At 59.0% G+C, this 26,787-nt stretch carries 25 protein-coding genes; 11 read left to right on the top strand and 14 right to left on the bottom strand.

Going from position 1 to position 26,787, the window contains the following annotated elements; translation table 11 throughout:
* A partial coding sequence (locus MYY08_RS14210) for an NAD(P)/FAD-dependent oxidoreductase (RefSeq protein ID WP_288014649.1) occupies positions 1-990 on the top strand: 990 nt, incomplete at its 5' end.
* A gap of 282 nt (positions 991-1,272) precedes the next feature.
* Complete coding sequence (locus MYY08_RS14205) at positions 1,273-1,821, top strand: glycine zipper 2TM domain-containing protein (protein WP_104951467.1); 549 nt, start codon at positions 1,273-1,275, stop codon at positions 1,819-1,821.
* A gap of 89 nt (positions 1,822-1,910) precedes the next feature.
* On the opposite strand, the gene mfd is transcribed toward MYY08_RS14205, so the two are convergent.
* Positions 1,911-5,360 (bottom strand): transcription-repair coupling factor, encoded by a 3,450-nt coding sequence (gene mfd / locus MYY08_RS14200; RefSeq protein ID WP_190296730.1) that lies wholly within the window; start codon positions 5,358-5,360, stop codon positions 1,911-1,913.
* A gap of 136 nt (positions 5,361-5,496) precedes the next feature.
* Positions 5,497-5,706 (bottom strand): hypothetical protein, encoded by a 210-nt coding sequence (locus tag MYY08_RS14195; protein WP_038626736.1) that lies wholly within the window; start codon positions 5,704-5,706, stop codon positions 5,497-5,499.
* 252 nt (positions 5,707-5,958) lie between these two features.
* On the opposite strand from MYY08_RS14195, the gene lolC reads away from it, so the two are divergent.
* The 5 genes from lolC to cobB are packed head-to-tail and all read left to right on the top strand — an operon-like array spanning position 5,959 to position 10,881.
* Entirely contained in the window at positions 5,959-7,158 is a 1,200-nt protein-coding gene (gene lolC, locus MYY08_RS14190; protein ID WP_038626733.1) for a lipoprotein-releasing ABC transporter permease subunit LolC, read from the top strand.
* Positions 7,151-7,855 carry a lipoprotein-releasing ABC transporter ATP-binding protein LolD gene (gene lolD / locus MYY08_RS14185; protein ID WP_038626731.1) on the top strand — a complete coding sequence of 235 codons (705 nt, stop codon included), beginning with the start codon at positions 7,151-7,153 and terminating at the stop codon, positions 7,853-7,855. The genes lolC and lolD overlap by 8 nt, the downstream gene beginning before the upstream one ends.
* Positions 7,855-9,096, top strand: coding sequence for a lipoprotein-releasing ABC transporter permease subunit LolE (lolE, locus tag MYY08_RS14180; protein ID WP_190296731.1), 1,242 nt, complete (start codon positions 7,855-7,857; stop codon positions 9,094-9,096). Before lolD ends, lolE begins: the two co-directional genes overlap by 1 nt.
* A gap of 22 nt (positions 9,097-9,118) precedes the next feature.
* Entirely contained in the window at positions 9,119-10,027 is a 909-nt protein-coding gene (nagK, locus tag MYY08_RS14175) for an N-acetylglucosamine kinase (protein ID WP_288014645.1), read from the top strand.
* A gap of 14 nt (positions 10,028-10,041) precedes the next feature.
* Positions 10,042-10,881 carry a Sir2 family NAD+-dependent deacetylase gene (cobB, locus tag MYY08_RS14170; RefSeq protein ID WP_038626725.1) on the top strand — a complete coding sequence of 280 codons (840 nt, stop codon included), beginning with the start codon at positions 10,042-10,044 and terminating at the stop codon, positions 10,879-10,881.
* A 55-nt stretch (positions 10,882-10,936) separates the two neighbouring features.
* On the opposite strand, the gene potD is transcribed toward cobB, so the two are convergent.
* The 4 genes from potD to potA are packed head-to-tail and all read right to left on the bottom strand — an operon-like array spanning position 10,937 to position 14,723.
* Positions 10,937-11,983, bottom strand: a complete 1,047-nt coding sequence (gene potD, locus MYY08_RS14165; protein WP_038626723.1) for a spermidine/putrescine ABC transporter substrate-binding protein PotD — start codon at positions 11,981-11,983, stop codon at positions 10,937-10,939.
* 10 nt (positions 11,984-11,993) lie between these two features.
* Positions 11,994-12,767, bottom strand: coding sequence for a spermidine/putrescine ABC transporter permease PotC (potC, locus tag MYY08_RS14160; RefSeq protein ID WP_038626721.1), 774 nt, complete (start codon positions 12,765-12,767; stop codon positions 11,994-11,996).
* Positions 12,764-13,624, bottom strand: coding sequence for a spermidine/putrescine ABC transporter permease PotB (gene potB, locus MYY08_RS14155; protein WP_038626719.1), 861 nt, complete (start codon positions 13,622-13,624; stop codon positions 12,764-12,766). The genes potC and potB overlap by 4 nt, the downstream gene beginning before the upstream one ends.
* The gene (gene potA / locus MYY08_RS14150) at positions 13,608-14,723 is read right to left on the bottom strand and encodes a spermidine/putrescine ABC transporter ATP-binding protein PotA (RefSeq protein ID WP_038626717.1); all 1,116 of its coding nucleotides are present in this window, start codon (positions 14,721-14,723) and stop codon (positions 13,608-13,610) included. Before potA ends, potB begins: the two co-directional genes overlap by 17 nt.
* Positions 14,724-14,992: 269 nt before the next feature.
* Between potA and pepT the strand changes: the two genes are divergently transcribed.
* Positions 14,993-16,219, top strand: a complete 1,227-nt coding sequence (gene pepT, locus MYY08_RS14145; protein WP_084970785.1) for a peptidase T — start codon at positions 14,993-14,995, stop codon at positions 16,217-16,219.
* A gap of 38 nt (positions 16,220-16,257) precedes the next feature.
* Here the strand turns inward: pepT and MYY08_RS14140 are convergent, their stop codons facing one another.
* From MYY08_RS14140 to rluE, 8 genes are all read right to left on the bottom strand, one after another.
* Complete coding sequence (locus MYY08_RS14140) at positions 16,258-17,382, bottom strand: ribosomal protein uL16 3-hydroxylase (protein ID WP_038626713.1); 1,125 nt, start codon at positions 17,380-17,382, stop codon at positions 16,258-16,260.
* A gap of 56 nt (positions 17,383-17,438) precedes the next feature.
* Entirely contained in the window at positions 17,439-18,899 is a 1,461-nt protein-coding gene (phoQ, locus tag MYY08_RS14135) for a two-component system sensor histidine kinase PhoQ (RefSeq protein WP_084970788.1), read from the bottom strand.
* Between the two features lie 6 nt (positions 18,900-18,905).
* Positions 18,906-19,574 (bottom strand): two-component system response regulator PhoP, encoded by a 669-nt coding sequence (gene phoP, locus MYY08_RS14130; RefSeq protein WP_038626708.1) that lies wholly within the window; start codon positions 19,572-19,574, stop codon positions 18,906-18,908.
* 114 nt (positions 19,575-19,688) lie between these two features.
* On the bottom strand, positions 19,689-21,059 hold the full coding sequence (gene purB / locus MYY08_RS14125; protein WP_288014641.1) for an adenylosuccinate lyase: 1,371 nt from the start codon (positions 21,057-21,059) through the stop codon (positions 19,689-19,691).
* Between the two features lie 48 nt (positions 21,060-21,107).
* On the bottom strand, positions 21,108-21,746 hold the full coding sequence (gene hflD, locus MYY08_RS14120) for a high frequency lysogenization protein HflD (protein ID WP_038626703.1): 639 nt from the start codon (positions 21,744-21,746) through the stop codon (positions 21,108-21,110).
* Positions 21,747-21,783: 37 nt separating this feature from the next.
* Complete coding sequence (gene mnmA, locus MYY08_RS14115; protein WP_288014639.1) at positions 21,784-22,896, bottom strand: tRNA 2-thiouridine(34) synthase MnmA; 1,113 nt, start codon at positions 22,894-22,896, stop codon at positions 21,784-21,786.
* 98 nt (positions 22,897-22,994) lie between these two features.
* Positions 22,995-23,432 (bottom strand): NUDIX hydrolase, encoded by a 438-nt coding sequence (locus tag MYY08_RS14110; RefSeq protein WP_038626700.1) that lies wholly within the window; start codon positions 23,430-23,432, stop codon positions 22,995-22,997.
* A 17-nt stretch (positions 23,433-23,449) separates the two neighbouring features.
* Entirely contained in the window at positions 23,450-24,106 is a 657-nt protein-coding gene (gene rluE / locus MYY08_RS14105) for a 23S rRNA pseudouridine(2457) synthase RluE (protein ID WP_038626699.1), read from the bottom strand.
* Positions 24,107-24,207: 101 nt separating this feature from the next.
* Here rluE and icd point away from each other — a divergent pair, with 101 nt between their 5' ends.
* The 3 genes from icd to MYY08_RS14090 all read left to right on the top strand — a co-directional run bounded on the left by icd (position 24,208) and on the right by MYY08_RS14090 (position 26,696).
* Complete coding sequence (icd, locus tag MYY08_RS14100; protein ID WP_038626698.1) at positions 24,208-25,461, top strand: NADP-dependent isocitrate dehydrogenase; 1,254 nt, start codon at positions 24,208-24,210, stop codon at positions 25,459-25,461.
* 177 nt (positions 25,462-25,638) lie between these two features.
* The gene (locus MYY08_RS14095) at positions 25,639-26,409 is read left to right on the top strand and encodes a DUF8093 domain-containing protein (protein ID WP_288014636.1); all 771 of its coding nucleotides are present in this window, start codon (positions 25,639-25,641) and stop codon (positions 26,407-26,409) included.
* Positions 26,292-26,696 carry a YrhA family protein gene (locus tag MYY08_RS14090; protein WP_353738474.1) on the top strand — a complete coding sequence of 135 codons (405 nt, stop codon included), beginning with the start codon at positions 26,292-26,294 and terminating at the stop codon, positions 26,694-26,696. The genes MYY08_RS14095 and MYY08_RS14090 overlap by 118 nt, the downstream gene beginning before the upstream one ends.
* Positions 26,697-26,787: the final 91 nt, after the last annotated feature.

Raw genomic sequence — 26,787 nt, 5'->3', positions numbered from 1 at the left:
GTGCTGGTCCCCGCGCGCGAAGTGCCTTACGACACGCTGGTGATGGCGCTGGGCAGCACCTCAAACGATTTCGGCACGCCGGGCGTGAAGGATCACTGCATCTTCCTGGATAATCCGCATCAGGCGCAGCGCTTCCACAATGAGATGCTGAACCTGTTCCTGAAATTCTCCGCCAACGCCAGCGCGCAGGAGAAGATCAATATCGCCATCGTCGGCGGCGGCGCCACGGGCGTTGAGCTGTCGGCGGAGCTGCACAACGCGGTGAAACAGCTGCACAGCTACGGCTATAAAGGGCTGGATAACCAGGTGCTCAACGTAACGCTGGTCGAAGCGGGCGAACGCATTCTGCCGGCGCTGCCGCCGCGCATTTCGGCGGCGGCGCATCAGGAGCTGACCAAGCTGGGCGTTAAGGTGCTGACGCAAACCATGGTCACCAGCGCCGATAAAAACGGCCTGCACACCAAAAGCGGCGACTTTATCGAAGCGGACCTGATGGTTTGGGCTGCGGGCATCAAGGCGCCAGACTTTATGAAAGATATCGGCGGACTGGAAACCAACCGCATTAATCAGCTGGTGGTGAAAGAGACGCTGCAAACCACGCGCGACGAGGATATCTACGCCATCGGCGACTGCGCCTCCTGTGCGCTGCCGTCGGGTGGATTCGTGCCGCCGCGCGCGCAGTCGGCGCACCAGATGGCCTCTAAAGCGTTGGAAAATATCCTGGCGCAGATGAAAGGGCAGACACTGAAGCCTTACGTCTACAAAGATCACGGCTCGCTGGTGTCGCTCTCCCGATTCAGCACCGTCGGCAGCCTGATGGGCAACCTGATGCGCGGCTCGATGATGGTGGAAGGGCGCATCGCGCGTTTCGTCTATATTTCGCTCTACCGCATGCACCAGATTGCGCTGCACGGCTACTTTAAAACCGGCCTGATGATGCTGGTAGGCAGCATCAACCGCGTGATCCGTCCACGTCTGAAACTGCATTAATCACTGGTCCGGCCACGCCGGGCTTTTGCTGCGTCGCGTCTGCGGCGCAGCGCACTTTCTCCGCCCGGCGCAAAAGCGCCATCAGTACCGCTAGGAACTCTCTGAAAACGGAGCATTTATCCTGGTTTGCTGCGTTTCTTCCCTTTATCTGATTGCTGGTTTTCCTCCCTGTCTGCAAAATTTTCATAACTAGCACGGCGAGTCGCGCACGCCGAGTATGCCTCGCTGCAACGGAACCGGCAGCGGCAGGATTGCGCGGTAACATTATCAGGAGGATTTCCTGTGAATAAATCAATGATAGCGGGTATGGGTATTGGTGTAGTTGCTGCTCTGGGTGTGGCGGCCGTGGCCAGCATGAACGTATTTAATCCTGGCCCCCAATACGCACAGGTTATTTCCGCAACGCCTATCAAGGAAACTATCAAGAATCCGCGTCAGGAGTGCCGCAACGTTACGTTAACTCATCGTCGCCCGGTGCAGGATGAAAACCGCATCGCCGGCTCGGTGCTGGGCGCAGTGGCGGGCGGCGTGCTCGGCCATCAGTTCGGCGGCGGACGCGGCAAGGATGTAGCGACCGTCGCGGGCGCGCTGGCGGGCGGCTATGCCGGCAACCAGGTGCAGGGCGGTCTGCAGGAGCGCGATACCTACACCACGACCGAACAGCGCTGTAAAACCGTCTACGACAAACAGGATAAGATGCTGGGTTACGACGTAACCTACAAAATAGGCGACCAGCAGGGGAAAATTCGTATGGAAAATGACCCCGGCACCCGTATTCCTCTGGACCGTAACGGCCAGTTGATTCTTAACAGCAACAGTAATCAGGCGTAGCTGACGCCTTATAATCAGGCGTAGCGAACGCCATACAAAAAAACGGGGCCTGACGGCCCCGTTTTTTTGCCTCGGTTTTCCATCGGCCGTTAACCGGCCAGCGTATGTTGCTGCATCTGCTCCATCAGTTCACGGAGCCAGCTCATGCGCAGCTTGCGTTCGGTCAGATCGCGCGTGAACTTCAGGCGCGTCGGACCATCCAGCCGCCACTGCTGCGGGTCCTGCTGCAACAGGCCGATCAGCCAGGCCGGGTCCACTTTGTTCTTCTCGGCGAACTCGATAAAGCCGCCTTTCTCGCTGGCTTCGATACGGCGCACGCCGAGCTGCTGCGCGGTCAGGCGCAGCGCGGCGATATCCAACAGGTTGCGCGCCGCATCGGGCAGGTTGCCGAAGCGGTCGATCAACTCCACTTTCAAATCGTCCAGCTCGCGGCTGTCGTCCGCGCTGGCGATACGCTTGTAGAAGGAAAGACGCGTATTGACGTCGGGGATAAAATCGTCCGGCAGCAGCGCAGGCATACGCAGCTCGATATCGGTCTGATTGCTGGTGAGGTCCTCCAGCGACGGCTCTCGTCCCTCTTTCAGCGCATCGACGGCGTTCTCCAGCAGCTCCATATAGAGCGAGAAGCCGATGCTTTCCATCTGGCCGCTCTGATCTTCGCCCAACAGCTCGCCCGCACCGCGGATTTCCAGGTCGTGCGTCGCCAGCGCGAACCCTGCCCCTAAATCCTCCAGCGAGGCGATCGCCTCCAGACGTTTATGCGCGTCGGTGGTCATCGCTTTCGGCGGCGGCGTCAGCAGCCAGGCGTACGCCTGGTGGTGCGAACGGCCAACGCGTCCGCGCAGCTGATGCAGCTGCGCCAGGCCGAAATGGTCGGCGCGTTCGATAATAATGGTGTTGGCGGTCGGAATATCGATGCCGGTTTCAATGATGGTGGTGCACACCAGCACGTTGAAACGCTGATGATGGAAATCGTTCATCACCCGCTCCAGATCGCGCTCGCGCATCTGCCCGTGTCCGATAGCGATGCGCGCCTCCGGCACCAGTTCCGTCAGCCGTTGCGCCGCCTTTTCGATATTCTCCACGTCGTTATAGAGATAGTAGACCTGGCCGCCGCGCAAAATTTCACGCAGGATCGCCTCGCGCACCACCAGATGATCGTATTCGCGCACAAAGGTTTTCACCGCCAGACGTCGGGCGGGCGGGGTAGCGATAATCGACAGATCGCGCATTCCGCTCATCGCCATATTCAGCGTACGCGGAATCGGGGTCGCGGTCAGCGTCAGGATATCGACGTCGGCGCGCATCGCTTTGATGCGCTCCTTGTGACGCACGCCGAAGCGGTGCTCCTCATCGACGATCAGCAGCCCCAGATCGCGCCATTTCAGGTCGCTCATCAGCAGCTTGTGCGTGCCGATCAGAATATCAATTTTGCCTTCGCTTGCCTGCTCCAGCACCTGCGCCTGTTCTTTGGCGCTGCGGAAGCGTGAAAGCATCTCAATGCGCACCGGCCAGTTGGCGAAGCGGTCGCGGAAGTTATCATAGTGCTGCTGCGCCAGCAGGGTGGTGGGCACCAGCACCGCCACCTGCTTGTTGTTCTCCACCGCGAGAAAGGCGGCGCGCATCGCCACTTCGGTTTTGCCGAAGCCGACGTCGCCGCACACCAGGCGATCCATCGCCAGCGGCTCACACATATCGCTTATCACCGCATGAATCGCCTGCGCCTGATCCGGCGTAGTCTCAAACGGGAAGCTGTCGCAGAACAGCTGATACTGTTCGCGGTCAAATTTAAAGGCGTAGCCCTGCTTAGCGGCGCGCTGCGCATAGATATCCAGCAGTTCCGCCGCCACGTCGCGCACTTTTTCCGCCGCTTTCTGGCGCGCGCGCGACCAGGCGTCGCTGCCCAGCTTGTGCAGCGGGGCGTTTTCATCGGCGCCGCCGGCGTAACGGCTAATCAGATGCAGCGAGGAGACCGGCACGTAGAGCTTGGCGTCGTTAGCGTAAGCCAGCATCAGGTATTCCGCCTTGATGCCGCCCGCTTCCAGCGTCGTCAGGCCGATATAGCGCCCGACGCCATGCTCCAGATGCACCACCGGCTGACCGGGATGCAGTTCCGCCAGGTTGCGGATCAACACGTCGGGGTTGATAGTGCGGCGCGTTTCCTGACGACGGCGGGTAACGCGTTCGCCCAGCAGGTCGCCTTCGCAGATTAATGCGCGCTGGCGCAGATTATCGATAAATCCGCGTTCGCTGGCGCCGATCATCAGGTAGTGACCCGGCTCGGCGGCCTCGTCGAAGCGTTGAATCAATTTCGGATTCAGCTTGATGCGCGCCAGCAGTTCCTGCAACGCTTCGCGGCGGCCTTCGCTCTCAACCGAAAAGATCGCCGCGCCGTTAAAGCTTTCCAGGAAGCGGCGCAGATTATCGAGCGGCGCCTTCGCCTGCGGCTCCACCGCCAGCATGGGCAGCGGCTGATAGTCGAGATTGGTGTTGGCCGCTTTATCCGGCAGCGCCTCGGCGCTCATGCGCACGCGCGGCCACTGCTTGAGCTCGGCGAACAGTTGATCGGTGTGCAGCCATAAGGTTTCCGGCGGCAACAGCGGACGCATCGGATCGACGCGGCGGTTTTCAAAGCGCGCGGTAATATCCTGCCAGAAGCGGTCGGCGCTGGCCTCCAGATCGCCGGTGCTGACCACCAGCGTATCGCGCGGCAAATAGCTGAACAGCGGCACCAGCGGCTGTTCAAAAAAGAGCGGCTGCCAGTATTCAATACCGGCCGGCAGCGTGCCCTTGCTCACCTGCTGATAGATATGCTCCGGCTCGCGCAGCACGTCGAAATGTTCGCGCCACTGGCTGCGGAACAGCTCGATGGCGGCTTTGTCGGTCGGAAATTCGTGAGCGGGCAGCAGGTTGATCGCCTCCACCTCTTCCAGCGTGCGCTGGCTGTCGACGTCGAACAGACGCAGGCTGTCGATCTCGTCATCGAAAAAGTCGATGCGGTAGGGCTGTTCGCTGCCCATCGGAAACAGGTCCAGCAGCGCGCCGCGCGTGGCGTATTCGCCATGCTCCATCACCTGATCGACATGGCGATAGCCCGCCTGCTCCAGCTGCGCGCGCAGCCTGTCGCGCGACAGCTGCTGCCCTTTATGCATCACCAGCGCATGGCCGTGCAGGAAATCGTGCGGGCAGTAGCGCTGCATCAGCGTATTGACCGGCAGGATCAGCACGCCGCGCGTCAGCGTTGGCAGGCGATAGAGCGTGGAAAGGCGGGAAGAGATGATGTCCTGATGTGGAGAGAAGCTGTCGAACGGCAGCGTTTCCCAGTCGGCCAGGCTGATCACCGGCTGGCGGGTAAACTGTTGGATCTCATCCTGCAGCCGCAGCGAGGTTTGCATATCCGGCGCAACCAGCATTACCAGCCCCCGGTGACGCTCCGCCATCTCCGCGCACTCGACGGCGCAGGCGGCGCCGGTGAGCTGTCCCAGCTGGCGTTGATCGGCTGCCGCGGCGGGCAGGGCATAGCGAATCTGTTCAGGCATAGTCGTTTCGACGTTCTCTCTGTTTATTTCAGGGGCGTAATCATTCCACAGAACGCGGCACGGATCATCTGCTGAGGCAGGCTTTTTGCCTCAGCGCGATAACTGGCCCGGCGGCTGTCTCCTGACGCGACGCGGCTCAGGAGGCGGGGCGCGACAAATTAACGCGGTCGCAACGCATCTCGTCGCCGGGGTTCAGCTCTTTTTCGGCATGCAGGCTCCAGGTGCCGTCATCCCAACGCACATGGTAACTGGCGGGAAAATTTCCCTGGGAAAACACCGCCGTTACCTGACCGCGAATTTCCCCGGACTGATGTTTGACAATCGCGCCTTTTGCATACTTACTCATAAACGGCTCCGGTGCCAACGGCACGGCTGATGTTCCACCTTAACCCTTTAAATAGTAAGGGCCAGTATAGTGCAGATTGGCGCGGGAGCGAGGAAGGCGGCTTCGTCTGATGCTTTTTCCGGCAGCTGACGAGCGCTGAAAAATTCTGACGCATCTTTAGCGTTAACTCGAAGGGGTAAAGGTTCCATAAAGCAGGCGGCTCCTTTATCATCCTGACTACTTTTGCTTTTTGCCACGCATAAGACGGATCTCATGTATCAACCTGTCGCGTTATTTATCGGTCTGCGCTATATGCGCGGACGTGCCGCAGACCGCTTTGGCCGGTTTGTTTCCTGGCTTTCCACTATTGGCATTACCCTTGGCGTGCTGGCGCTGGTCACCGTGCTGTCAGTGATGAACGGTTTTGAGCGCGAGCTGGAGGGCAATATTCTCGGTCTGATGCCGCAGGCGTTGATCGCCGGCGAAAAAGGCTCGCTCAATCCACAACAGCATCCCGCCAGCGAACTGAAGCTGCAGGGCGTACAGCGCGTCGCGCCGCTCACCACCGGTGACGTTGTGCTGCAAAGCGCGCGCAGCGTCGCGGTGGGGGTGATGCTCGGCGTCCAGCCGGACGAGGCGGACCCGCTGACCCCTTATCTGGTGAATGTGCAGCAGCAGGCGTTACAGCCCGGCCAGTACAATATCATTCTCGGCGAACAGCTGGCCGCCCAGCTGGGCGTCAAACGCGGTGACCAGCTGCGCCTGATGGTGCCTTCCGCCAGTCAGTTTACCCCGATGGGCCGTCTGCCCAGCCAGCGCCTGTTCAACGTGATCGGCACCTTCGCCGCCAACAGCGAAGTGGATGGCTATCAGATGCTGGTGAACCAGCAGGACGCCTCGCGCCTGATGCGCTACCCGGCGGGCAATATTACCGGCTGGCGCCTGTGGCTCGACAGGCCGCTGGCGGTGGACAGCGTCAGTCAACAGGCGCTGCCGCAGGGCCTGGTGTGGAAAGACTGGCGCGACCGCAAGGGCGATCTGTTCCAGGCGGTGCGTATGGAAAAAAATATGATGGGGCTGCTGCTGAGCCTGATCATCGCCGTGGCGGCGTTTAACATCATCACCTCGCTCGGTCTGCTGATCATGGAGAAGCAGGGCGAAGTGGCGATTCTGCAAACCCAGGGGCTTACCCCCCGGCAAATTATGCTGGTGTTTATGGTGCAGGGCGCCAGCGCCGGCATTATCGGCGCGCTGCTCGGCGCGCTGCTCGGCGTGCTGCTGGCCAGCCAGCTTAATAACCTGATGCCGGTGATCGGCATGTTCCTCGACGGCGCCGCGCTGCCGGTCGATATCTCTTTCTGGCAGGTGATCGCCATTGCGCTGACCGCGATGGCGCTGGCGCTGCTCTCGACGCTTTATCCATCCTGGCGCGCCGCCGCCGTACAACCCGCTGAGGCTTTACGCTATGAGTGATTCAATTCTGTTGCAGTGTGACCAGCTGTGCAAACGCTATCAGGAAGGGAGCGTGCAGACAAACGTGTTACGCGACGTCAGTTTCACTATGCGGCCCGGCGAAATGATGGCGATTGTCGGCAGCTCCGGCTCCGGCAAAAGCACCCTGCTGCATCTGCTGGGCGGCCTGGACGCGCCTACATCCGGCGATGTGCTGTTCAACGGCCGCGCCTTAAGCAGCATGAGTTCCGCGCAGAAAGCGGAGCTGCGCAACCGCGAGCTGGGCTTTATCTATCAGTTCCACCATCTGCTGCCCGACTTTACCGCGCTGGAAAACGTGGCGATGCCGCTGCTGATCGGTAAAAAAAGCAAGCCGGAGGCGCAGGAGCGGGCGATGGCAATGCTGAACGCCGTCGGCCTGGCGAAACGCGCCGCGCACCGTCCCTCCGAGCTTTCCGGCGGCGAACGTCAGCGTGTGGCGATCGCGCGCGCGCTGGTCAACAATCCTCGCCTGGTGATGGCGGACGAGCCGACCGGTAACCTGGATGCGCGCAATGCCGACGCCATTTTCGATCTGTTGGGTGAGCTGAACGTGCGCCAGGGCACCGCGTTTCTGGTGGTGACGCATGACCTGCATCTGGCGAAGCGCCTTCCCGCGCAGCGTGAGATGCGCGACGGCCAGCTTAGTGACCATGTCACGCTGGCGGGAGCGTTGTAATGGCGTCTCTTTCTTTACTATTGGCGACGCGCTTCAGCGGTGGACGGCGGCGCGGCGGCATGGTGTCGCTGATTTCAGTGATCTCCACGCTGGGCATCGCGCTTGGCGTGGCGGTGCTGATCGTCGGCCTCAGCGCGATGAACGGCTTTGAGCGCGAACTGAATAACCGCATTCTGGCGGTGGTGCCGCATGGCGAAATCGAGCCGGTCAACGGCCAGCTGGCGGACTGGCGGCAGCTGCTGCCGCGCATGGCGCAGGTGCCGGGCATCGCCGCCGCCGCGCCCTATATTAATTTTACCGGGCTGGTGGAGAGCGGGGCGAAGCTGCAGGCGATTCAGGTGAAAGGGGTCGATCCCGCGCAGGAAACGAAGCTCAGCGCGCTGCCGCAGTTTGTGCAGAACAACGCCTGGGCTAGCTTCAGCGCCGGTAAGCAGCAGATTATTATCGGCAGCGGCGTGGCGAAATCGTTAGGCATTCGCCAGGGCGACTGGCTGACCATCATGATCCCCAACAGCGACGGGCAGAATAAGCTTCTGCAACCGAAGCGCATTCGTCTGCAGGTCAGCGGCATCTTGCAGCTGAGCGGCATGCTCGATCACAGTCTGGCGCTGGTGCCGCTGGCCGACGCGCAGCACTATCTGGATATGGCGGATAACGTCACGGGCATCGCGCTGAAAATGACCGATCCCTTTAACGCGGTGAAGCTGGTGCGCGACGCTGGCGAGGTGACGCGCGCCTATGTTTATATCCGTAGCTGGATCGGCACCTATGGCTATATGTATCGCGATATTCAAATGATCCGCGCAATTATGTACCTGGCGATGGTGCTGGTGATCGGCGTCGCCTGTTTTAATATCGTTTCCACGCTGGTGATGGCGGTGAAAGATAAAAGCAGCGATATCGCCGTGCTGCGCACGCTGGGAGCGAAGGATGGCCTGATCCGCGCCATCTTCGTCTGGTACGGTCTGCGCGCCGGGCTGCTCGGCAGCCTGAGCGGCGTGGTGGTGGGCGTGCTGGCGGCGCTGAACCTGACGCGGCTGATCCGTGGGTTCGAACAGCTGACCGGGCATCATTTTCTTTCCGGCGATATCTACTTTATCGACTTCCTGCCGTCGGAGCTGCACTGGCTCGACGTGGCCTCGGTGCTGGCGACCGCTATCGTGCTGAGCCTTGTGGCGAGCTGGTATCCGGCGCGGCGCGCCAGCCGCATCGATCCGGCGCGGGTGTTGAGCGGGCAATGATCTTAGCGTGACAGGTGACCCGATGTTCTACGGCTTTGATATGGGCGGCAGTAAAATCGCGCTCGGCGTCTATGATGCGCAGCGCCAGCAGATATGGAGCAAGCGCGTCGCCACGCCGCGCGACGACTATGCGCAGCTGCTGGCGGCCTTTACCGACCTGACGGCGGAGGCGGACGCCTTCACCGGCACGTGCGGAAGCGTCGGCGTCGGCGTGCCGGGACTGATCGATCCTGACGACGGCACGCTGTTTACCGCCAACGTGCCGGCGGCGCGCGGGCGGGCGCTGGGCCGCGATCTCAGCCGTCTGCTGGGGCGCGAGGTGCGGGTCGATAACGACGCCAACTGTTTCGCCCTCTCCGAGGCCTGGGACGATGAGTTTCAGGCCTGTCCGGTGGTGCTGGGCTTGATCCTCGGCACCGGCGTCGGCGGCGGACTGGTGGTGGAGGGCAAGCCGGTTTCCGGCCGCAACTTCGTTACCGGCGAAATGGGCCACATGCGCCTGCCGATCGACGCGCTGGCGGTGCTGGGCCAGGATATTCCGCTGCCCCAGTGCGGCTGCGGCAAGCGCGGCTGTATTGAACTGTTTCTCTCCGGTCAGGGCTTCGCCTGGCTGTTCCATCATTTTTATCAGCAAACGCTCAGTGCCGAAGCGATCGCCGAGCGCTATTATCAGGGCGATCGGCAGGCGCAGGAACATACCGCGCGTTTCCGCGCGCTGCTGGCGGTGTGCCTCGGCAATTTGCTGACGCTGATCGATCCGCACCTGGTGGTGCTGGGCGGCGGATTATCCAATTTCGATGCGCTTTATGACGGGCTGGCGGAGCAGGTGAAACCGCACCTGCTGCCGGTCGCAAAGCCGCCACGCTTTGCTCGCGCGCGTCATGGGGACGCAGGGGGAATGCGCGGCGCCGCATTCCTGCATCTCAGGTAACCAAAGGAGCTTTTATGCGCACACCCCGTCGCCGTTTACGCATCGCGCGCTTTCGTAAAACCAGGCGCAAGATGCACCAGCGTTTCCGGCAGCGTATTTTTGAACGCGATCGTAATGCTGAGCTGGCGGCGCGTCCCCAGCCGCGGGTCGTGGTGTTGACCGGCGCAGGCATTTCCGCCGAGTCGGGCATTCGCACCTTCCGCGCCGATGATGGGCTGTGGGAGGAGCATCGCATCGAGGATGTCGCCACGCCGGAAGGGTTCGCCCGCGATCCGGCGCTGGTACAGGCGTTCTACAATGCGCGCCGCCGCCAGCTGCAACAGCCGGAGATTCAGCCGAACGCCGCGCATCTGGCGCTGGCGGAGCTGGAATCGGTGCTGGGCGATAATTTCCTGCTGGTGACGCAGAATATCGATAACCTGCACGAACGCGCCGGCAGCCAGCGCGTGCTGCATATGCATGGCGAACTGCTGAAGGTGCGCTGTGAAATGAGCGGGCAGGTACTGGAGTGGACCGGCGACCTCAGCGCCGACGACCGCTGCCACTGCTGTCAGTTTCCGGCGCGTCTGCGGCCGCACGTGGTCTGGTTCGGCGAAATGCCGCTGGGTATGGATAAGATTTACCAGGCGCTCTCGGAGGCGGACTATTTTCTCGCTATCGGCACCTCCGGGCATGTCTATCCGGCGGCCGGTTTTGTCCATGAGGCGAAGTTGCAGGGCGTGCATACCGTCGAGCTGAATCTGGAACCGAGTCAGGTGGGCAGCCAGTTCGCTGAAAAACACTACGGGCTGGCGAGCGAAGTGGTGCCCGCCTGGGTGGAGAAATTTCAGAAAGGACTTTACCGCCTGGTCTGAACCGCTGCGGCAATAAAAAAGGCGACCTCAGGTCGCCTTTTTCGTCTGTCGCGCCTTAACGGCCCGCTTTCAGCTTCTGGAACAGCATCTCATACTGCACGCTGGCGTCGCCGACATCATCCTGCCACTCGCCGTTTTTAATCACGTCTTCAGACGGATAGAGCGATGGATCGTTAGCCACGTTGGCCGGCAGCAGTTTTTTCGCCGCCAGGTTCGGCGTCGGATAGCCGATGGTTTCCGCCACCTGCGCCGCCACGTCCGGGCGCAGCAGGAAGTTAATCAGCTTCAGCGCACCCTCTTTGTTTTTCGCATTGGCCGGAATCGCCAGGCTGTCCATCCAGAAAATGCCGCCCTCTTTCGGCCAGACAATCTCCAGCGGCGTGCCTGCCTGACGCGCTACGTAAGCCGAGCCGTTCCAGATCATCCCCAGGTTGACTTCGCCTTCCATAAAGGGGTTGCCCGGATTATCGGAGTTGAACGCCAGCACGTTCGGCATCAGCTTTTTCAGCTCTTCGTAAGCGGCGTTGATCTCTTTGGCGTCGCGGGTATTGCCGGAGTAGCCTAACTTGCGCAGCGCCATCTGGAACACTTCGCGCGCGTCGTCGGTCAGCAGCAGGCTCTGCTTATATTCCGGCTTCCACAGGTCGCTCCAGCGGGTGACGCTTTTCGCATCCATCGCATCGGTATTGACGCCGATAGCGGTAGCGCCCCAGATATAGGGAATTGAATAGTCGTTATTCGGATCGAACGGTTTGTTCAGCAGATTCGGGTCGAGGTTGCTGAAGTTTGACAGTTTGCTTTTGTCGATCTTCTGGATCATTCCTTCGTTGCGCATTTTCGCCACGAAGTAGGTGGAAGGCACCACCAGATCGTACGCGCCGTCTTTATAGGTTTTCAGCTTGGCGTACATGCTTTCGTTCGACTCATAGGTGGAGTAGATCACCTTGATGCCGGTCTCTTTGGTGAACTGCTCCAGCAGCCCCGGCGGCACGTACTCCGTCCAGTTGTAGAAATAAAGCGTTTTGCCGTCGTCAGCGGCCTGCGCGCTCTGTAAGCCTAACGCCAGCGCCCCAGCCGCCAGCCAGTAACCCCATTTCTTCATCGCCTTTCCTCTATTTTGTTTTATCACGCAGCAACAGCTGACTGCCCGCCACCAGCAGCAGCGACAGCACCATCAGGATCGTCGCCAGCGCGTTCACCTCCGGCGAGACGCCGACCTTGACCATTGAGTAAATTTTCAGCGGCAGGATCTCGAAGCCCGGACCGGTGACGAAGGAGGAGACCACGACATCGTCCATCGACAGGGTAAAACTGAGCAGCCAGCCCGCCGCCACCGCCGGTATCGCCAGCGGCAGAATGATTTTACGCAGAATCGTCACTTCGCTGGCGCCGAGATCGCGCGCCGCCTCCAGCATCCGCACGTCGAACCCTTTCAGACGCGAATAGACGGTGATCACCACAAACGGCAGACAGAAGGTGATGTGCGACACCAGCAGCGACCAGAAGCCCAGCGAGATCCCCAGCAGCATAAACAGCACCAGCAGCGAAATCGCCATCACGATATCGGGCGACATCATCACCACAAACAGCATGCCGCTGACGAACGGCTTGCCGCGAAAACGGTAGCGATAGAGCGCCACCGCCGTCAGCGCGCCGATCAGCGTGGCGAAGGTGGCGGAAAGCACGCCCATGATCAGCGAATGCTTCGCCGCCTGGATCAGACTGTCGTTGTTCATCAACAACGCATACCACTGGGTGCTGAAGCCCTGCCAGTTAATGCCGAAACGCGAGGCGTTGAAGGAGTTGACGATCAAAATCACGATCGGAATATACAGCCAGGCGTAAATGAGAAACATAAAGCCGCTGCGTAAGGTTTTGCCCATTATTCCAGCTCCACTTTCTTATTCAGCATGCGCGCCGCGCGCCAGTAGAAAAGCAGCATCAGCCCCATCACCAGCGTCAGTACGATGCTGGTGGCGGCGCCGAACGGCCAGTCGCGGATATTGAGGAACTGGCTCTTGATCACGTTGCCGATCAGCAGATTTTTCGCGCCGCCCATCAGATCGGCGACGAAGAACAGCCCCATCGCCGGCAGCAGCACCAGCAGGCAGCCAGCGACGATGCCCGGCATGGTCAGCGGCAGAATAATGCGCCAGAAGGTTTGCAGCTTGCTGGCGCCGAGATCGCGCGCCGCTTCCAGGCAGGGCTTGTCCAGCTTCTCCAGACTGGAGTAGAGCGGCATCACCATAAAGGGCAGCAGAATATAGACCAGCCCCAGCACCACCGCCTCCGAGGTATACATAATACGGAAGGGCTTATCGATAACGCCCAGCCACAGCAGAAACTCGTTCAGCCAGCCGCGCGTGCTGAGGAAAATTTTCAGGCCGTAGATACGGATCAGCGAGTTGGTCCAGAAGGGGACAATCAGCAGAAACAGCATTACCGGGCGAATGCGCGTGGGCAGCTTTGTCAGACACCAGGCGAAAGGATAGCCGAGCAGCAGGCAGCAGAGCGTGGCGATCAACGCCATATTCAGCGAATGCAGCAGCACCGTAGCGTAGAGCGGATCGAGCAGCCGGGTGTAGTTATCAAACGTCAGCGCCATGCGCACGAAGTTGGCGTCATCACGCGTCAGGAAGCTGGTGGCGATAATCATTAAGTTCGGCAGAAAGACAAACAGCACCAGCCAGCCGACAATCAGCGTGATAATCGTTTTCTGGAAACGGTTACGCATTATTTTCATCAGGCAACACCACCTCCCAGCTTTCAACCCAGGTAATCGCCATTTTTTGATTCAGCGAGTGGTCAAAATCGGGATCGTCCTCGTTAAAGAATTCGCTGACGGTGACCAGCTTGCCGTTTTCCAGCTCGACGGTGGATTCCAGCGTCATGCCTTTATAGTTACGCTCGCGCACAAAGCCCACCAGCCCTTCGGCGGCTTCGCTGTCATTGATCTCTTCGACGCGCAGATCTTCCGGGCGCAGCAGCACGTTCAGCTTCTGACCGGGCGTGACCGGGAAGGGCACCAGAATATCGCATTCGCGGCCTTCCACCTTTGCGCGCACGCGTTGATCCGCCAGCGGCGCGACCACTTCCGCGTCGAAGACGTTGATTTCGCCGATAAAGCGCGCCACGAACAGATTCGCCGGCTCCTCGTAGATTTCACGCGGCGAGCCGTCCTGCTCAATGCGTCCGTCGCGCAGCACCACGATGCGATCGGACATACTGAGCGCCTCTTCCTGATCGTGCGTCACAAACACGAAAGTGATGCCCAGCTTGCGCTGTAACGCCTTCAGCTCGTTCTGCATCTGCTTGCGCAGCTTATAGTCGAGTGCTGAAAGGGATTCATCCAGCAGCAGCACCTTCGGACGGTTGACCACCGCGCGCGCGATGGCCACGCGCTGCTGCTGACCGCCGCTGAGCTGATGCGGACGGCGATCGGCGAAGCTCTCCAGCTGCACCATTGCCAGCGCTTCGTTGACGCGGGCGGTGATTTCCGTCGCCGGGGTTTTCTGCATGCGCAGACCGAAGGCGACATTTTCAAACACTGTCATGTGCGGAAACAGCGCGTAGCTCTGGAAAACGGTATTGACGTGACGATGCTCCGCCGGGGTAGCGGTGATGGTTTCGCCGTCGAGAATAATCTCGCCGCTGTCGGTCTCTTCAAGCCCGGCGATCAGGCGCAGGATGGTGGTCTTGCCGCAGCCGGAAGGGCCGAGCAGCGTAATAAACTCGCCGTGATGTATGGTCAGGTTAAAGTCGGCAATAATTTCTTTGCCGTCAAAAGCTTTACTGATGCCAGAAAGCGTAACCAGCGCCGTTTGCGCGCGTGTTTGCGTCATTTTAGTCACTCAGCCCGAAGTTATCGGCAGTCAGGGCTGCCTGTATGTATCAGAGCGCGATCGCTACGGTCGACCGGCCACAAAGTCAGGGGCGCGATGATACCTGAAAACCGCATGATTTCCATGCTCGCGAGCCAATAACCGCTATTTACCCGGATAAAAACGCGTATTCTCTTTTTGCGCACTACGCTTTAACAGTATGACCTGACGCAATATGTTGGCAGAGCAGGCTTCCCATAATAGCTCACGGCCATTGAGAGAGAAGAAAGATGACAACGCTACTCGACCGGTTTTTACACTATGTTTCGTTTGATACGCAGTCGCGCCCGCATGCGCGACAGGTGCCTAGCACGGAAGGGCAATGGACGCTGGCGCGAGTGCTGCAGGAAGAGTTGATCGCGCTTGGGCTGGAAGAGGTGACGCTGAGCGAACACTGCTGCGTGACGGCGACGCTGCCGGCCAATATCGACCATCCGGCGCCGACCATCGGCTTTATTTCCCATATCGATACGTCGCCCGATTTCACCGGCAAGCATGTTAATCCCCAGATTGTCGAAAACTACCGCGGCGGCGATATCGCGCTTGGCGTCGGCGAAGAGATCCTGTCGCCGGTGATGTTCCCGGTGCTGCATCAGCTGACCGGCCATACTTTAATCACCACCGACGGCAAAACGCTGCTTGGCGCTGACGACAAGGCGGGCGTGGCGGAGATCATGACCGCGCTGGCGCGTCTGACGCAAGGCGATATTCCGCACGGCAAAATTCGCGTCGCCTTTACGCCAGACGAAGAGGTCGGCCGCGGTACTGAGCATTTCGACGTGGCGGCATTCGGCGCGGACTGGGCCTATACCATCGACGGCAGCGGCCTCGGCGAGTTTCAGTTTGAAAACTTCAACGCCGCTTCGGTGACGGTGAAGATCGTCGGCAACAATGTGCATCCCGGCACGGCGAAAGGGGTGATGGTCAACGCGCTGGATCTGGCGATGCGCTTTCACGCCGAGGTGCCCGCCACCGAGAAACCGCAGTTCACCAGCGGCTACGAGGGCTTTTATCACCTCAACAATATCAAAGGCTCGGTCGAGCGCGCCGAGATGAACTATATCGTGCGCGATTTCGATCGCGACAGCTTTGAGGCGCGCAAGCAGAAGCTGATCGATATTTCCCGTCGCGTCGGCAAAGGGCTGAATCCTGACTGTTACGTCGATGTCACCATCGAAGACAGCTACTACAACATGCGGGAGATCGTCGAGGCGCATCCGCACAGTATCGATCTGGCGTTACAGGCGATGCGCGACTGTGGCGTGGAGCCGGACGTGAAGCCGATTCGCGGCGGCACCGACGGCGCCTGGCTCTCCTTTAAAGGCTTGCCGTGCCCGAATATCTTTACCGGCGGCTATAACTACCATGGCAAACATGAGTTCGCGTCGCTGAATATTATGGAAAAAACGGTGGAAGTGATTGTCGGCATCGCCCGGCTGGCCGCCGAGAAAAAGTAGCAGGAAAGCGGCTGGCGTGGTGCCAGCCGCTAAAGCGATTACGCTTCGTTAAAGAACCAGTAGCCGCTGTTGACCAGTCCCGCCAGCTGCGCGAGGAAGGCCGGATCGTCGAGCGCCTCCGCGAAATCGTTCAAATTCAGCGTCTGTTTATCGGCGAGCGCGCTCAGCGCGGCCGGATGGGCCGATTCCAGCTGCTCGCCGTTGATAAACACCGCGTCGCCAATCTTCAGTACCCGCAATCCGCCGAGGCGCGTCAGCCTGTCGCCCTGCTGTAGCGCGTCATAGATCTCGTCAGGTTGGTAGGGCGGTTCCGGCGGCGCGATATCCAGCTCATGACGCGACTGCGAAATAAATTCGCCGAACCACTGACGGAACTGCTCCGGCTGATCGATAACCTCCAGCATCAGATCACGGATGCCGGCGATCTCCTGCGGCAGGATCTCGGAAGGACAGTCGCGCGCAGCGATATCGGGATCGCTGTAGCGACGGCCGCCCAGCTCGCGCGCCAGTACGAAGTCGGCGAAGCCGCTGATCAGCTCGCGGCCGCTGGGAGCGCGGAAGCCGACCGAATAGTTGAGCGCGTTTTCCAGCGAATAGCCTTCATGGGGGAAACCCGGCGGAATATAAAGAATATCGCCCGGCTCCATCTCTTCATCGATAATGGCGTCGAACGGTTCGACCTGCAGCAGATCGGGGTGCGGGCAGTGCTGCTTCAGCGGCGTTTTATCGCCCACGCGCCAGCGACGGCGGCCGGTGCCCTGGATAATAAACACGTCATACTGATCGAGATGCGGGCCAACGCCGCCGCCCGGCACCGAGAAGGAGATCATCAGATCGTCGATGCGCCAGTCCGGCAGAAAACGGAACGGACGCATCAGCGCGGCGCACGGCTCGTGCCAGTGGTTCACCGCCTGCACCAGCAGCGACCAGTTATGCTCGCCGAGGTGATCGTAACTTTCAAACGGGCCGTGGCTTACCTGCCATTTGCCGTCCTGCTGGCTCACCAGTCGGCTGTCCACTTCGCTTTCCATCGCCAGCCCCGCCAGCTCGTCCGGCGAGATAGGATCGATAAAGTTTTTAAAGCCGCGTTTCAGGATCACCGGACGCTTTTGCCAGTAATTGTGTAAAAAATCGGTCCAGTTAAGATCGAGCTGATAATCCATAAGGTTGTCCAGTTCAGGCGAGAAATTGCAGCAAGTATAACAGCGGCAGCGCGGTTCTACTCAAGGTTATGTTCCACTTCCTGACGCTGGAAAAGCACTTTCATTCTGGCGCCGCCCAGCGCGCTGGTGCCCGCTTCGATATCACCCGCGTACTGCTCCAGAATATCGCGCGCCACCGCCAGCCCCAGCCCCTGGCCGGGACGCAGCGTGTCGGCGCGCTGGCCACGCAGAAAAATAATCTCCCGCTTGCTTTCGGGAATGCCGGGGCCGTCATCTTCCACCACCAGCAGCAGGCAGGAGTCGGTCTGGCGCGCGCTAATTTCCACAAACTCCAGGCAATATTTGCAGGCGTTATCCAGCACATTGCCCATCACTTCCATAAAGTCATTCTGATCGCCGACGAAGGTGATTTCCGGCGAGACATCCAGCGACAGGGAGATGCCTTTGCGCTGATAAACCTTATTCAATGCCGAACAGAGGCTGTCCAGCAGCGCGGAAACGGAATGCAGTTCGCGCTTCAGCGGGTTGTGATCCGCCTGCATGCTGGCGCGGTGCAGGTAGTAGCCGATCTGCTGCGAGATGCGGCTGATCTGCTCCAGCATGATCGGCTCCGCCTGCTCGACGGAGAGATTCTTGCCGCCGCGCAGCGATCGCAGGGTGCTTTGCAGCACCGCCAGCGGCGTTTTCAGGCTGTGGGTAAGATCGGAGAGGGTGGTGCGGTAGCGCGTATAGCGCTGACGCTCGTTTTCCAGCAGCAGGTTCAGGTTGCGCACCAGACTGCGCAGCTCCTGCGGCGGATTTGGATCGAGCGCTTCGCGCTGACTGCTTTCCAGTTCACGGATCTGGCCAGCCAGCGTGCCGATAGGCCGCAGGCTCCAGTGCGCCGCCAGCCACAGCAGCGGGATCACCAACAGCAGATTAACCAGCAGCACATAGCTGAACCAGGACCAGACCACGTCAGAATGCTGTAATTCCTGCGGGATCGAATCGACTACTACCACCGTCAGCGCCGGCAGCGTGGTGGTGGCGTCATAGCGGTTGACCGCCACCGAGTGGGTAAAGGTGTCGTCGCCGTTATCGTCGTAGGCGTGCAGCTTATTTTGCGCCGCCTGGTCGTTGCCGAGCGCTTCGCGGCTGGTCTGATTACTGGTGTCGATTTCGTAAAAATCGGGCTTTTTCAGCCAGTCCGGGTTGATCTTCTGGCGGATCTCCGGCACGTCGCGCTGCTGCCACAGCAGGCGGCCGCGCTCGTCGTAGATAAACACCAGCGTCGGCGAATTCAGCGTCAGCTGCTCCGGCTGGGCGATGGTCAGCTGATTGTTTTTCCACTGGGCGAGGGTATAGAACAGATTGCTTTCGCCGCGCATCACGCGGTAGGTAGTCTTATCGAAGCTGACGATATACCCGACCACGGCGACCATGCCGTAAGAGAGAGAGAGCACCAGCACCACAGCGGCAGTGGCCAGCAGAAAGCGGGCGCGCAGCGAAAAGGGCCGTTGGCTTTGCAGGAAGCGCATCAGGAATCAGATATCGAAGCGGTAGCCCTGACCGCGCACGGTGGTAATCACCTCTTGCGGATGCACGGCCTGGATTTTTTTACGCAGTCGCCCCATTAACACATCGATGGTGTGGCTTTCTCGCAGCTCCGCGTCGGGATAGAGTTGCAGCATCAGGGAGTCTTTGCTGACTACCTTGCCGACATTGCGAATCAGGGTCTCGATAATAGTGTACTCAAACGCGGTCAGCTTGATCTGTTGCTCATTGACCGTCAGTTCACGGCGCGAGAGATCGATCTGGAAGGGCGGCAGAGTAATGATCTGCGACGCCAGCCCGCTGTTGCGGCGCATCAGCGCCTGCATGCGCGCAACCACCTCTTCAATATGGAACGGCTTGGTTACGTAGTCGTCGGCGCCCGCTTCCAGCGCTTCCACTTTGGCCTGCCAGCCTTCGCGCGCGGTCAGCACCAGAATCGGCTGTTTGACATCCTGACCGCGCCAGCGGCGGATCAACGCCATGCCGTCTTCATCAGGCAGACCGAGATCGACCAGCGTAATATCAGGAGAGTGTTCAGCCAGAAAGTAATCCGCTTCTTTCGCATCTTCCGCGGCGTCGACCTGATGGCCCATTTCACGCAGCTGTACCGACAGGTGATGGCGCAGCAGAGCGTTATCCTCAACAACCAAAACGCGCATAGTCCTTTCCTTGTACAAATCATTCAGCGCTGAGTATAGGAGAGTGCAGATAAACCGCGCGTTAACACAGCGACAATCCTGGACGGACGCGTCGCGCCCGTCCAGGAAACACGGTTATTTCAGCTCGTCGACCATCTGCATCGCGCGGCCGAGGTAGTTGGCCGGGGTCATCTGTTTCAGGCGGGTTTTCTCTTCTTCCGGCAGCGCCAGGCTGTCGATAAACGCCTGCATGCCGGCGGCGTCGACGCGTTTGCCGCGCGTCAGCTCTTTCAGCTTCTCATACGGCTTTTCAATGCCGTAGCGGCGCATCACGGTCTGGATCGGCTCCGCCAGCACTTCCCAGTTCTGATCCAGCTCCGCCAGCAGGCGGTCGCGGTTCACTTCCAGTTTAGAGATGCCTTTCAGCGTCGCCTGGTAGGCGATCAGCGCGTAGCCGATGCCGACGCCCAGGTTGCGCAGCACGGTGGAGTCGGTGAGATCGCGCTGCCAGCGGGAAACCGGCAGTTTGGCGGCCAGGTGCTGCATCACCGCGTTCGCCAGGCCGAGGTTGCCCTCCGAGTTTTCGAAATCGATCGGGTTCACTTTGTGCGGCATAGTGGAGGAGCCGATTTCGCCAGCGATGGTTTTCTGTTTGAAGTGGTTCAGCGCAATATAGCCCCAGACGTCGCGATCGAAGTCGATCAGGATGGTGTTGAAGCGCGCGATGCAGTCAAACAGCTCGGCGATATAGTCGTGCGGCTCGATCTGTGTGGTGTAGGGGTTCCAGCTGATGCCCAGCGAGGTGACGAACGCTTCGCTCAGCTGATGCCAGTCCACTTCCGGGTAGGCGGACATGTGCGCGTTATAGTTGCCGACCGCGCCGTTGATTTTGCCGAGGATCTCCACCTGCTCCAGCTGACGCAGCTGGCGCGACATGCGGTAAGCGACGTTCGCCATCTCTTTGCCCATGGTGGACGGCGTAGCGGGTTGGCCGTGGGTACGCGACAGCAGCGGAATATCGCGGTACTGCTGCGCCAGATCTTTCACCGCGTCGATCAGTTGGGTCCAGTAAGGCAGAATGACCTCGCGGCGTGCGGTTTCCAGCATCAGCGCATGCGACAGGTTATTAATATCTTCTGAGGTGCAGGCGAAGTGGATAAATTCGGAGACGGCGTGCAGCGCAGGCACCTCAGCCACTTTTTCCTTCAGGAAATACTCAACCGCTTTAACGTCGTGATTGGTGGTGCGCTCAATCGTTTTGATGCGCGCGGCGTCGGTTTCGTTGAAATTTTCAACGATCGCGTCAAGGAAAGCGTTTGCGTCGGCGTCAAAAGCAGGAACTTCCTTGATCTCTGCAGTCGCGGCCAGTTTTTGTAACCAGCGAACTTCAACCTGAACGCGGAATTTCAGCAGGCCATACTCGCTGAAAATGGCGCGCAGCGGGCTGACTTTTTCGCCGTAACGACCATCGACAGGTGAGACGGCGGTCAGAGAGGATAATTCCATCAGAGCAACTCCTGGATCGTTAACTAAAGGTCTGGCGTCTGTCGGCCATCAGGCCGACGGCATACCGGCTAAAATACGTTTCGCCTCACTCATGAGACGATTTCGGAAAAACATTAACTGCAGGCGGCCGCCGCCCACCTGCTGCCAGAGCACCGCGGAGCGGATGCCGGCCAGCAGAGAGGCGCGAATTTTACTCTGCACCTGGCTGTTTTGCAGCACCGCAGGCGATCCTGTCACCTGAATGCGCGGGCCGAGCGGGCTGATGACATCGACATAGATGCCCGCCATGGCGGCGACGATCGTCTCGGATTCGATATCGTAATGGGTCAGCTGGCGATCGAGCTGGGCGATACGCTGCGCCAGCGTATTGAGCGCGGATTTATTGGCGTTCAGCTTTCTTTCCAGCACCATCAGGCTCAGGGTATAGCGCGTCAGCTCCGCCCCGGCGCCCTGGCGGCTGGGCGTATTCAGCACCGCCAACAGCGTCTCCAGCCCGAAGCGCAGATGGGTTTCGTCGTTGCCGTAAACGGCCAGCGTGGAAGAGGGGTTTAAATCGAGCAGGCTGCTCAGGGAGGTTTTCAGCGACTGCGCGTCGCACTGGCCCTGATGGGCCAGCTGCTGCGCCAGATGCGCGGCCTGGCAGATGCCTGCCAGCGCCAGCGTGATGTCATAATAATTTTTAGCCACTGTTACTCCTGTATACACATCGGCGCAGCATAAGCGATTATGCCGACACCAGCGGTAAACGCTGCTCGATGATGCCGCCGCCGAGGCAGATTTCGCCCAGATAGAAGACGGCGGACTGGCCTGGCGTGACGGCGGCCACCGGCTGCCCGAAGCGCACTTCGATGCGATCGTCGTCCAGCGGCGTAACGACGCAGGGGATATCTTCCTGACGGTAGCGCGTTTTCACCGCGCACTGCAGCGGCGCGCGCAACGGTTGACGGTCAACCCAGTGCAGCTGTTGCGCAATCAGGCCGACGGACATCAGGCGCGGATGGTCGGCGCCCTGCGCCACGATCAGGCGGTTATTGGCGACATCTTTATCCACCACGTACCAGGGATCGTCGCTGCTCTCTTTCAGGCCGCCGATGCCGAGGCCTTTACGTTGCCCCAGCGTATGGTACATCAGGCCCTGATGTTCGCCCACGGTCTGACCGTCGACGGTGACGATTTCGCCAGGCTGCGCCGGCAGATAGCGCCCGAGGAAATCACGGAATTTGCGTTCGCCGATAACGCAGATGCCGGTAGAATCTTTTTTCTTCGCCGTCACCAGCTCCAGATCTTCCGCGATGCGGCGCACTTCCGGCTTCGACAGCTCGCCGACCGGGAACAGGCTCTGAGCGATCTGCTGGTGGCTGAGCGTGTAGAGGAAGTAGCTCTGATCTTTATTGCCGTCGAGACCGCGCAGCAGCTGGCTCTGGCCGTTGCTGTCCTGGCGGCGAACGTAGTGGCCGGTGGCGATAAAGTCGGCGCCGAGATCTTCCGCCGCGAACTCCAGGAACGCTTTGAACTTGATCTCTTTGTTGCAGAGAATATCGGGGTTAGGCGTGCGGCCCGCCTTGTACTCTTCAAGGAAATGCTCGAAGACGTTATCCCAGTATTCAGCGGCGAAGTTGACCTTATGCAGCTTCATGCCGAGTTTGTCGCACACTGCCTGGGCGTCGGCCAGATCGTCCGCGGCGGTACAGTACTCTTCGCCGTCGTCCTCCTCCCAGTTTTTCATAAACAGACCTTCCACCTGATAGCCCTGCTGTTGCAGTAACCAGGCGGAAACGGAGGAATCGACGCCGCCGGACATTCCGACGATCACTTTTTTCTGGCTGTTGTCAGACATGACACACTCACGACAAGGAACAAAAACAGGCGGCGTATTCTAGCACGCGTCAGACGAGGACGCATCCCCGCCGCGCGGCTGGCGCGATGGGAAAGCCATTATCGATAAATTCGCACCAGCGACAGCGGATAACGCACGCCGCTTTGCCAGATACGCACGCTTTCCGCCACCAGCGGCGAACGCAGACGATCCGCCGTCAGGATCTGCTGCGGCGACAGCCACCAGCAGCGGTCGATATCGCTGTCCTGCGGCTGCGTCGGCAGACGCGTCGGGAGATCGACGGCGAACAGAAAACGGATAAAGGGAGTATTGTCCGGCGCGGTCCACTGCTGCACGCCGAGAAAATATTCCATCTCCGCCTGAATGCCGGTCTCCTCGTACAGCTCGCGGCTGGCGGCCTCCAGCAGACTCTCGTCCGCTTCCAGATGGCCGGCGGGCTGGTTCCAGGTCGCTTTGCCGTGGACGGTTTCTTCCACTACCAGCAGTTCGCCTTCCGCCTGCACTATGCAGGCGACGGTCACGTGCGGTTTAAACATCAGCTGCTCCTTTCGGATTAAAATTGATCGGTGACGTCGCGCCATTCACCCTGCGCCAGGCCGTCCAGCGTCAGCGACGCCAGGCCGTAGCGGATCAGCCGCAGCGTTGGGAAACCGATATGGGCGGTCATGCGGCGCACCTGACGGTTGCGTCCTTCATACAGGGTGATTTTCAGCCAGCTGGTGGGAATCGCTTTACGTTCGCGGATCGGCGGCTGGCGCGGCCAGAGCCAGGCGGGTTCCGCTACCTTTTCGACGCCAGCGGGGAGGGTGGGGCCATCTTTCAGATTAACGCCATCGCGCAGTGCCTGCAGCGCGCTGTCATCGGGTTCGCCTTCCACCTGCACGTAGTAAATTTTGCCGGTGCGTTTGCCCGGTTGGGTCAGCTTCGCCTGTAACGCGCCGTCGTTGGTCAGCACCATCAGGCCTTCGCTGTCGCGGTCCAGGCGGCCCGCGGCGTAAACGTCGCCGACCGGAATAAAATCCTTCAGCGTGGCGCGGCCCGCTTCGTCGGTGAACTGCGGCAGTACATCATAGGGTTTGTTAAAAACGATCACCCGACGCGGCCCTTTACGTGACGGTGGCGGGGCGGAAGCACGGCTGAATCGTTTAACGTTGTGATTCTTAACGACAGTTTTACGCATGAGCTTTGCACTTGAGGGTAATGAGCGCATTATAACGCGAAATCGAGATGATTGGCGCGGCGGCAATATTCAAGTAGTATTGACGCGCATCTTACAAATCATTAACAAAAAAGCGCTCGAAGGAGAGGTTAATGGAAAGCAAAGTAGTTGTTCCGGCGGAAGGTCAGAAAATCACGCTTGACGGTCAGGGCAAACTGGTTGTCCCTGCTAATCCGATCATCCCTTATATCGAAGGTGACGGCATTGGCGTGGATGTATCTCCTGTCATGATCAAAGTGGTTGATGCCGCTGTGAAAAAAGCCTACAACGGCGAGCGAAAAATTTCCTGGATGGAAATTTACACCGGTGAGAAATCCACGCAGGTGTATGGCCCGGACGTATGGCTGCCGGAGGAGACGCTTGACCTGATTAAGGACTATCGCGTTGCCATCAAAGGCCCGTTGACGACGCCGGTTGGCGGCGGTATCCGTTCTCTTAACGTTGCGCTGCGTCAGCAGCTGGACCTGTACATCTGTCTGCGTCCGGTACGCTACTATCAGGGCACCCCAAGCCCGGTAAAACGTCCGCAGGACACCGATATGGTGATCTTCCGTGAAAACAGTGAAGACATCTATGCCGGCATCGAGTGGAAAGCGGGCACTCCGGAAGCGGATAAAGTGATCAAGTTCCTGCGCGAAGAGATGGGCGTGAACAAGATTCGCTTCCCGGAACAGTGCGGCATCGGCGTGAAGCCTTGCTCTGAAGCGGGCACTAAGCGCCTGGTGCGCGCGGCGATTGAATATGCCATCACCAACGATCGCGACTCTGTGACCCTGGTTCACAAAGGCAACATCATGAAGTTCACCGAAGGCGCGTTTAAAGACTGGGGCTACCAGCTGGCGCGCGAAGAGTTCGGCGGCGAGCTGCTGGACGGCGGCCCGTGGGTGAAAATCAAGAACCCGAACACCGGCAAAGAGATCGTTATTAAAGACGTGATCGCCGATGCGTTCCTGCAGCAGATTCTGCTGCGCCCGGCCGAGTACGACGTGATCGCCTGTATGAACCTGAACGGCGACTACATCTCTGACGCTCTGGCGGCGCAGGTTGGCGGCATCGGCATCGCGCCGGGCGCTAACATCGGCGACGAGTGCGCGCTGTTTGAAGCGACGCACGGCACCGCGCCGAAATACGCAGGCCAGGACAAAGTCAACCCAGGCTCTGTTATCCTTTCGGCGGAAATGATGCTGCGCCATATGCAGTGGTTCGAAGCCGCAGACCTGATTGTTAAAGGCATGGAAGGCGCTATCGCCGCGAAAACCGTGACCTATGACTTCGAACGTCTGATGGAAGGCGCTAAGCTGCTGAAATGTTCAGAGTTTGGCGACGCGATTATCAGCAACATGTAATGATTGTTGATGTGAAATAATAAGCGGAACTATGGTAGTTCCGCTTTTTTATTTTTCCGGCGATACGGCAGGGGATCTTCGCTGACGCATTTATGAGCACTCCTGTCAAATCGCCGTATCTTATCCTTTGAAAAAAGGTGTGTAACTGTATGGTTTTTCATCATAGGGAAATGATGTATGAGCCATTGCCTGCCTGGAACGGATCTTTACTATCTGCCGCGCGATAATCTCGAACCTGAGAAATTTAAGTTAATCATCAGTCCCTCTCATGCCTGGTCGCGTATTGACGATGAGTACGTTTTTGATGACCGCTGGTCATCGGGTTTTCAGCTGATCAATATGCAGCGCCGCGCTTTTAACGGTTATACCAATCAGCAGCCGCTACACGGGCCGCGCGAGCGTGAAAAACTGAAAAGCATGGTATATGGCGGCGAGATGGTGATGCTCGAAAGGTCCAATTCTTCGTCAGGCAGACTGTTTGATATCAATGATGACGGCGAACTGATTTGTCGCGATCCGCTGGCCTTCAGATTTGACGGCGCGCAAAGGATTATTGATGCGTATAAAAATGCCGTGGCGTGGCGTGGCGTGGCGTGGCGTGACAACAGCGGCACGGATGGCAAACCACGCCCCACCGTACTGCCTGAGCAGTTGACAAACACATCACAGCCCGCCGCGCTCAGCACCATCAACAGCAAAATGGCGGGGCGCCTGTTAGCCGCTGGTGGTATTTATAATCAGAATCCTGAGATGTTTGCAGAAACCGCGCGCAAGCTGGGCGGCGAGGCGGCACAGGGTTTTGATGAAGTACTGAACGAGCAGACAGCCGGATCGCTAATTGCGTTAAGCTCAATATTTGCAGCTGGACGGGCAGGCATTCACTCTGCATCCATTACAGAGATAAAAAACTGGAAGCCTGGCTGCAATATAATGAATTACTTCGTATAAGTAACGGATTATCCGCAGATGGGCATACTTGCTATGGCCTATCGACAGCCAGCAATGAGCCAGGATTAATTGAATTTAACGACGCGTTAAATACACCCGGTTTTGAATTTGATGGCATGCATGGGCGTATTGTTATTGGAGAAAATAATACTGATACGCTCTATTATGACACCGTTACAAAACGATGGGAGTCCTGCGATCGCATCGGCACTGAAAACGTATGGGAATCCTGCGATACGCTGGCAGAACTGATAGAAGCTAAAATAAAATTGTTAAAAATAAAGTGACGCCATGTTAGAAGCTGAAAGGCGTAGTGTAATTAAAAAATAAGTTAATTTGTAATGGTGGGTGCTACGCCCCAATGATTAATCATTAAAC

Origin of the sequence: Mixta sp. (assembly GCF_024610815.1) — a bacterium.
GTDB classification, from domain to species: Bacteria; Pseudomonadota; Gammaproteobacteria; order Enterobacterales; family Enterobacteriaceae; genus Mixta; species Mixta calida.
Note: the sequence above shows the minus strand (reverse complement) of the source record. Positions and strands in the feature narration are given on the sequence as shown.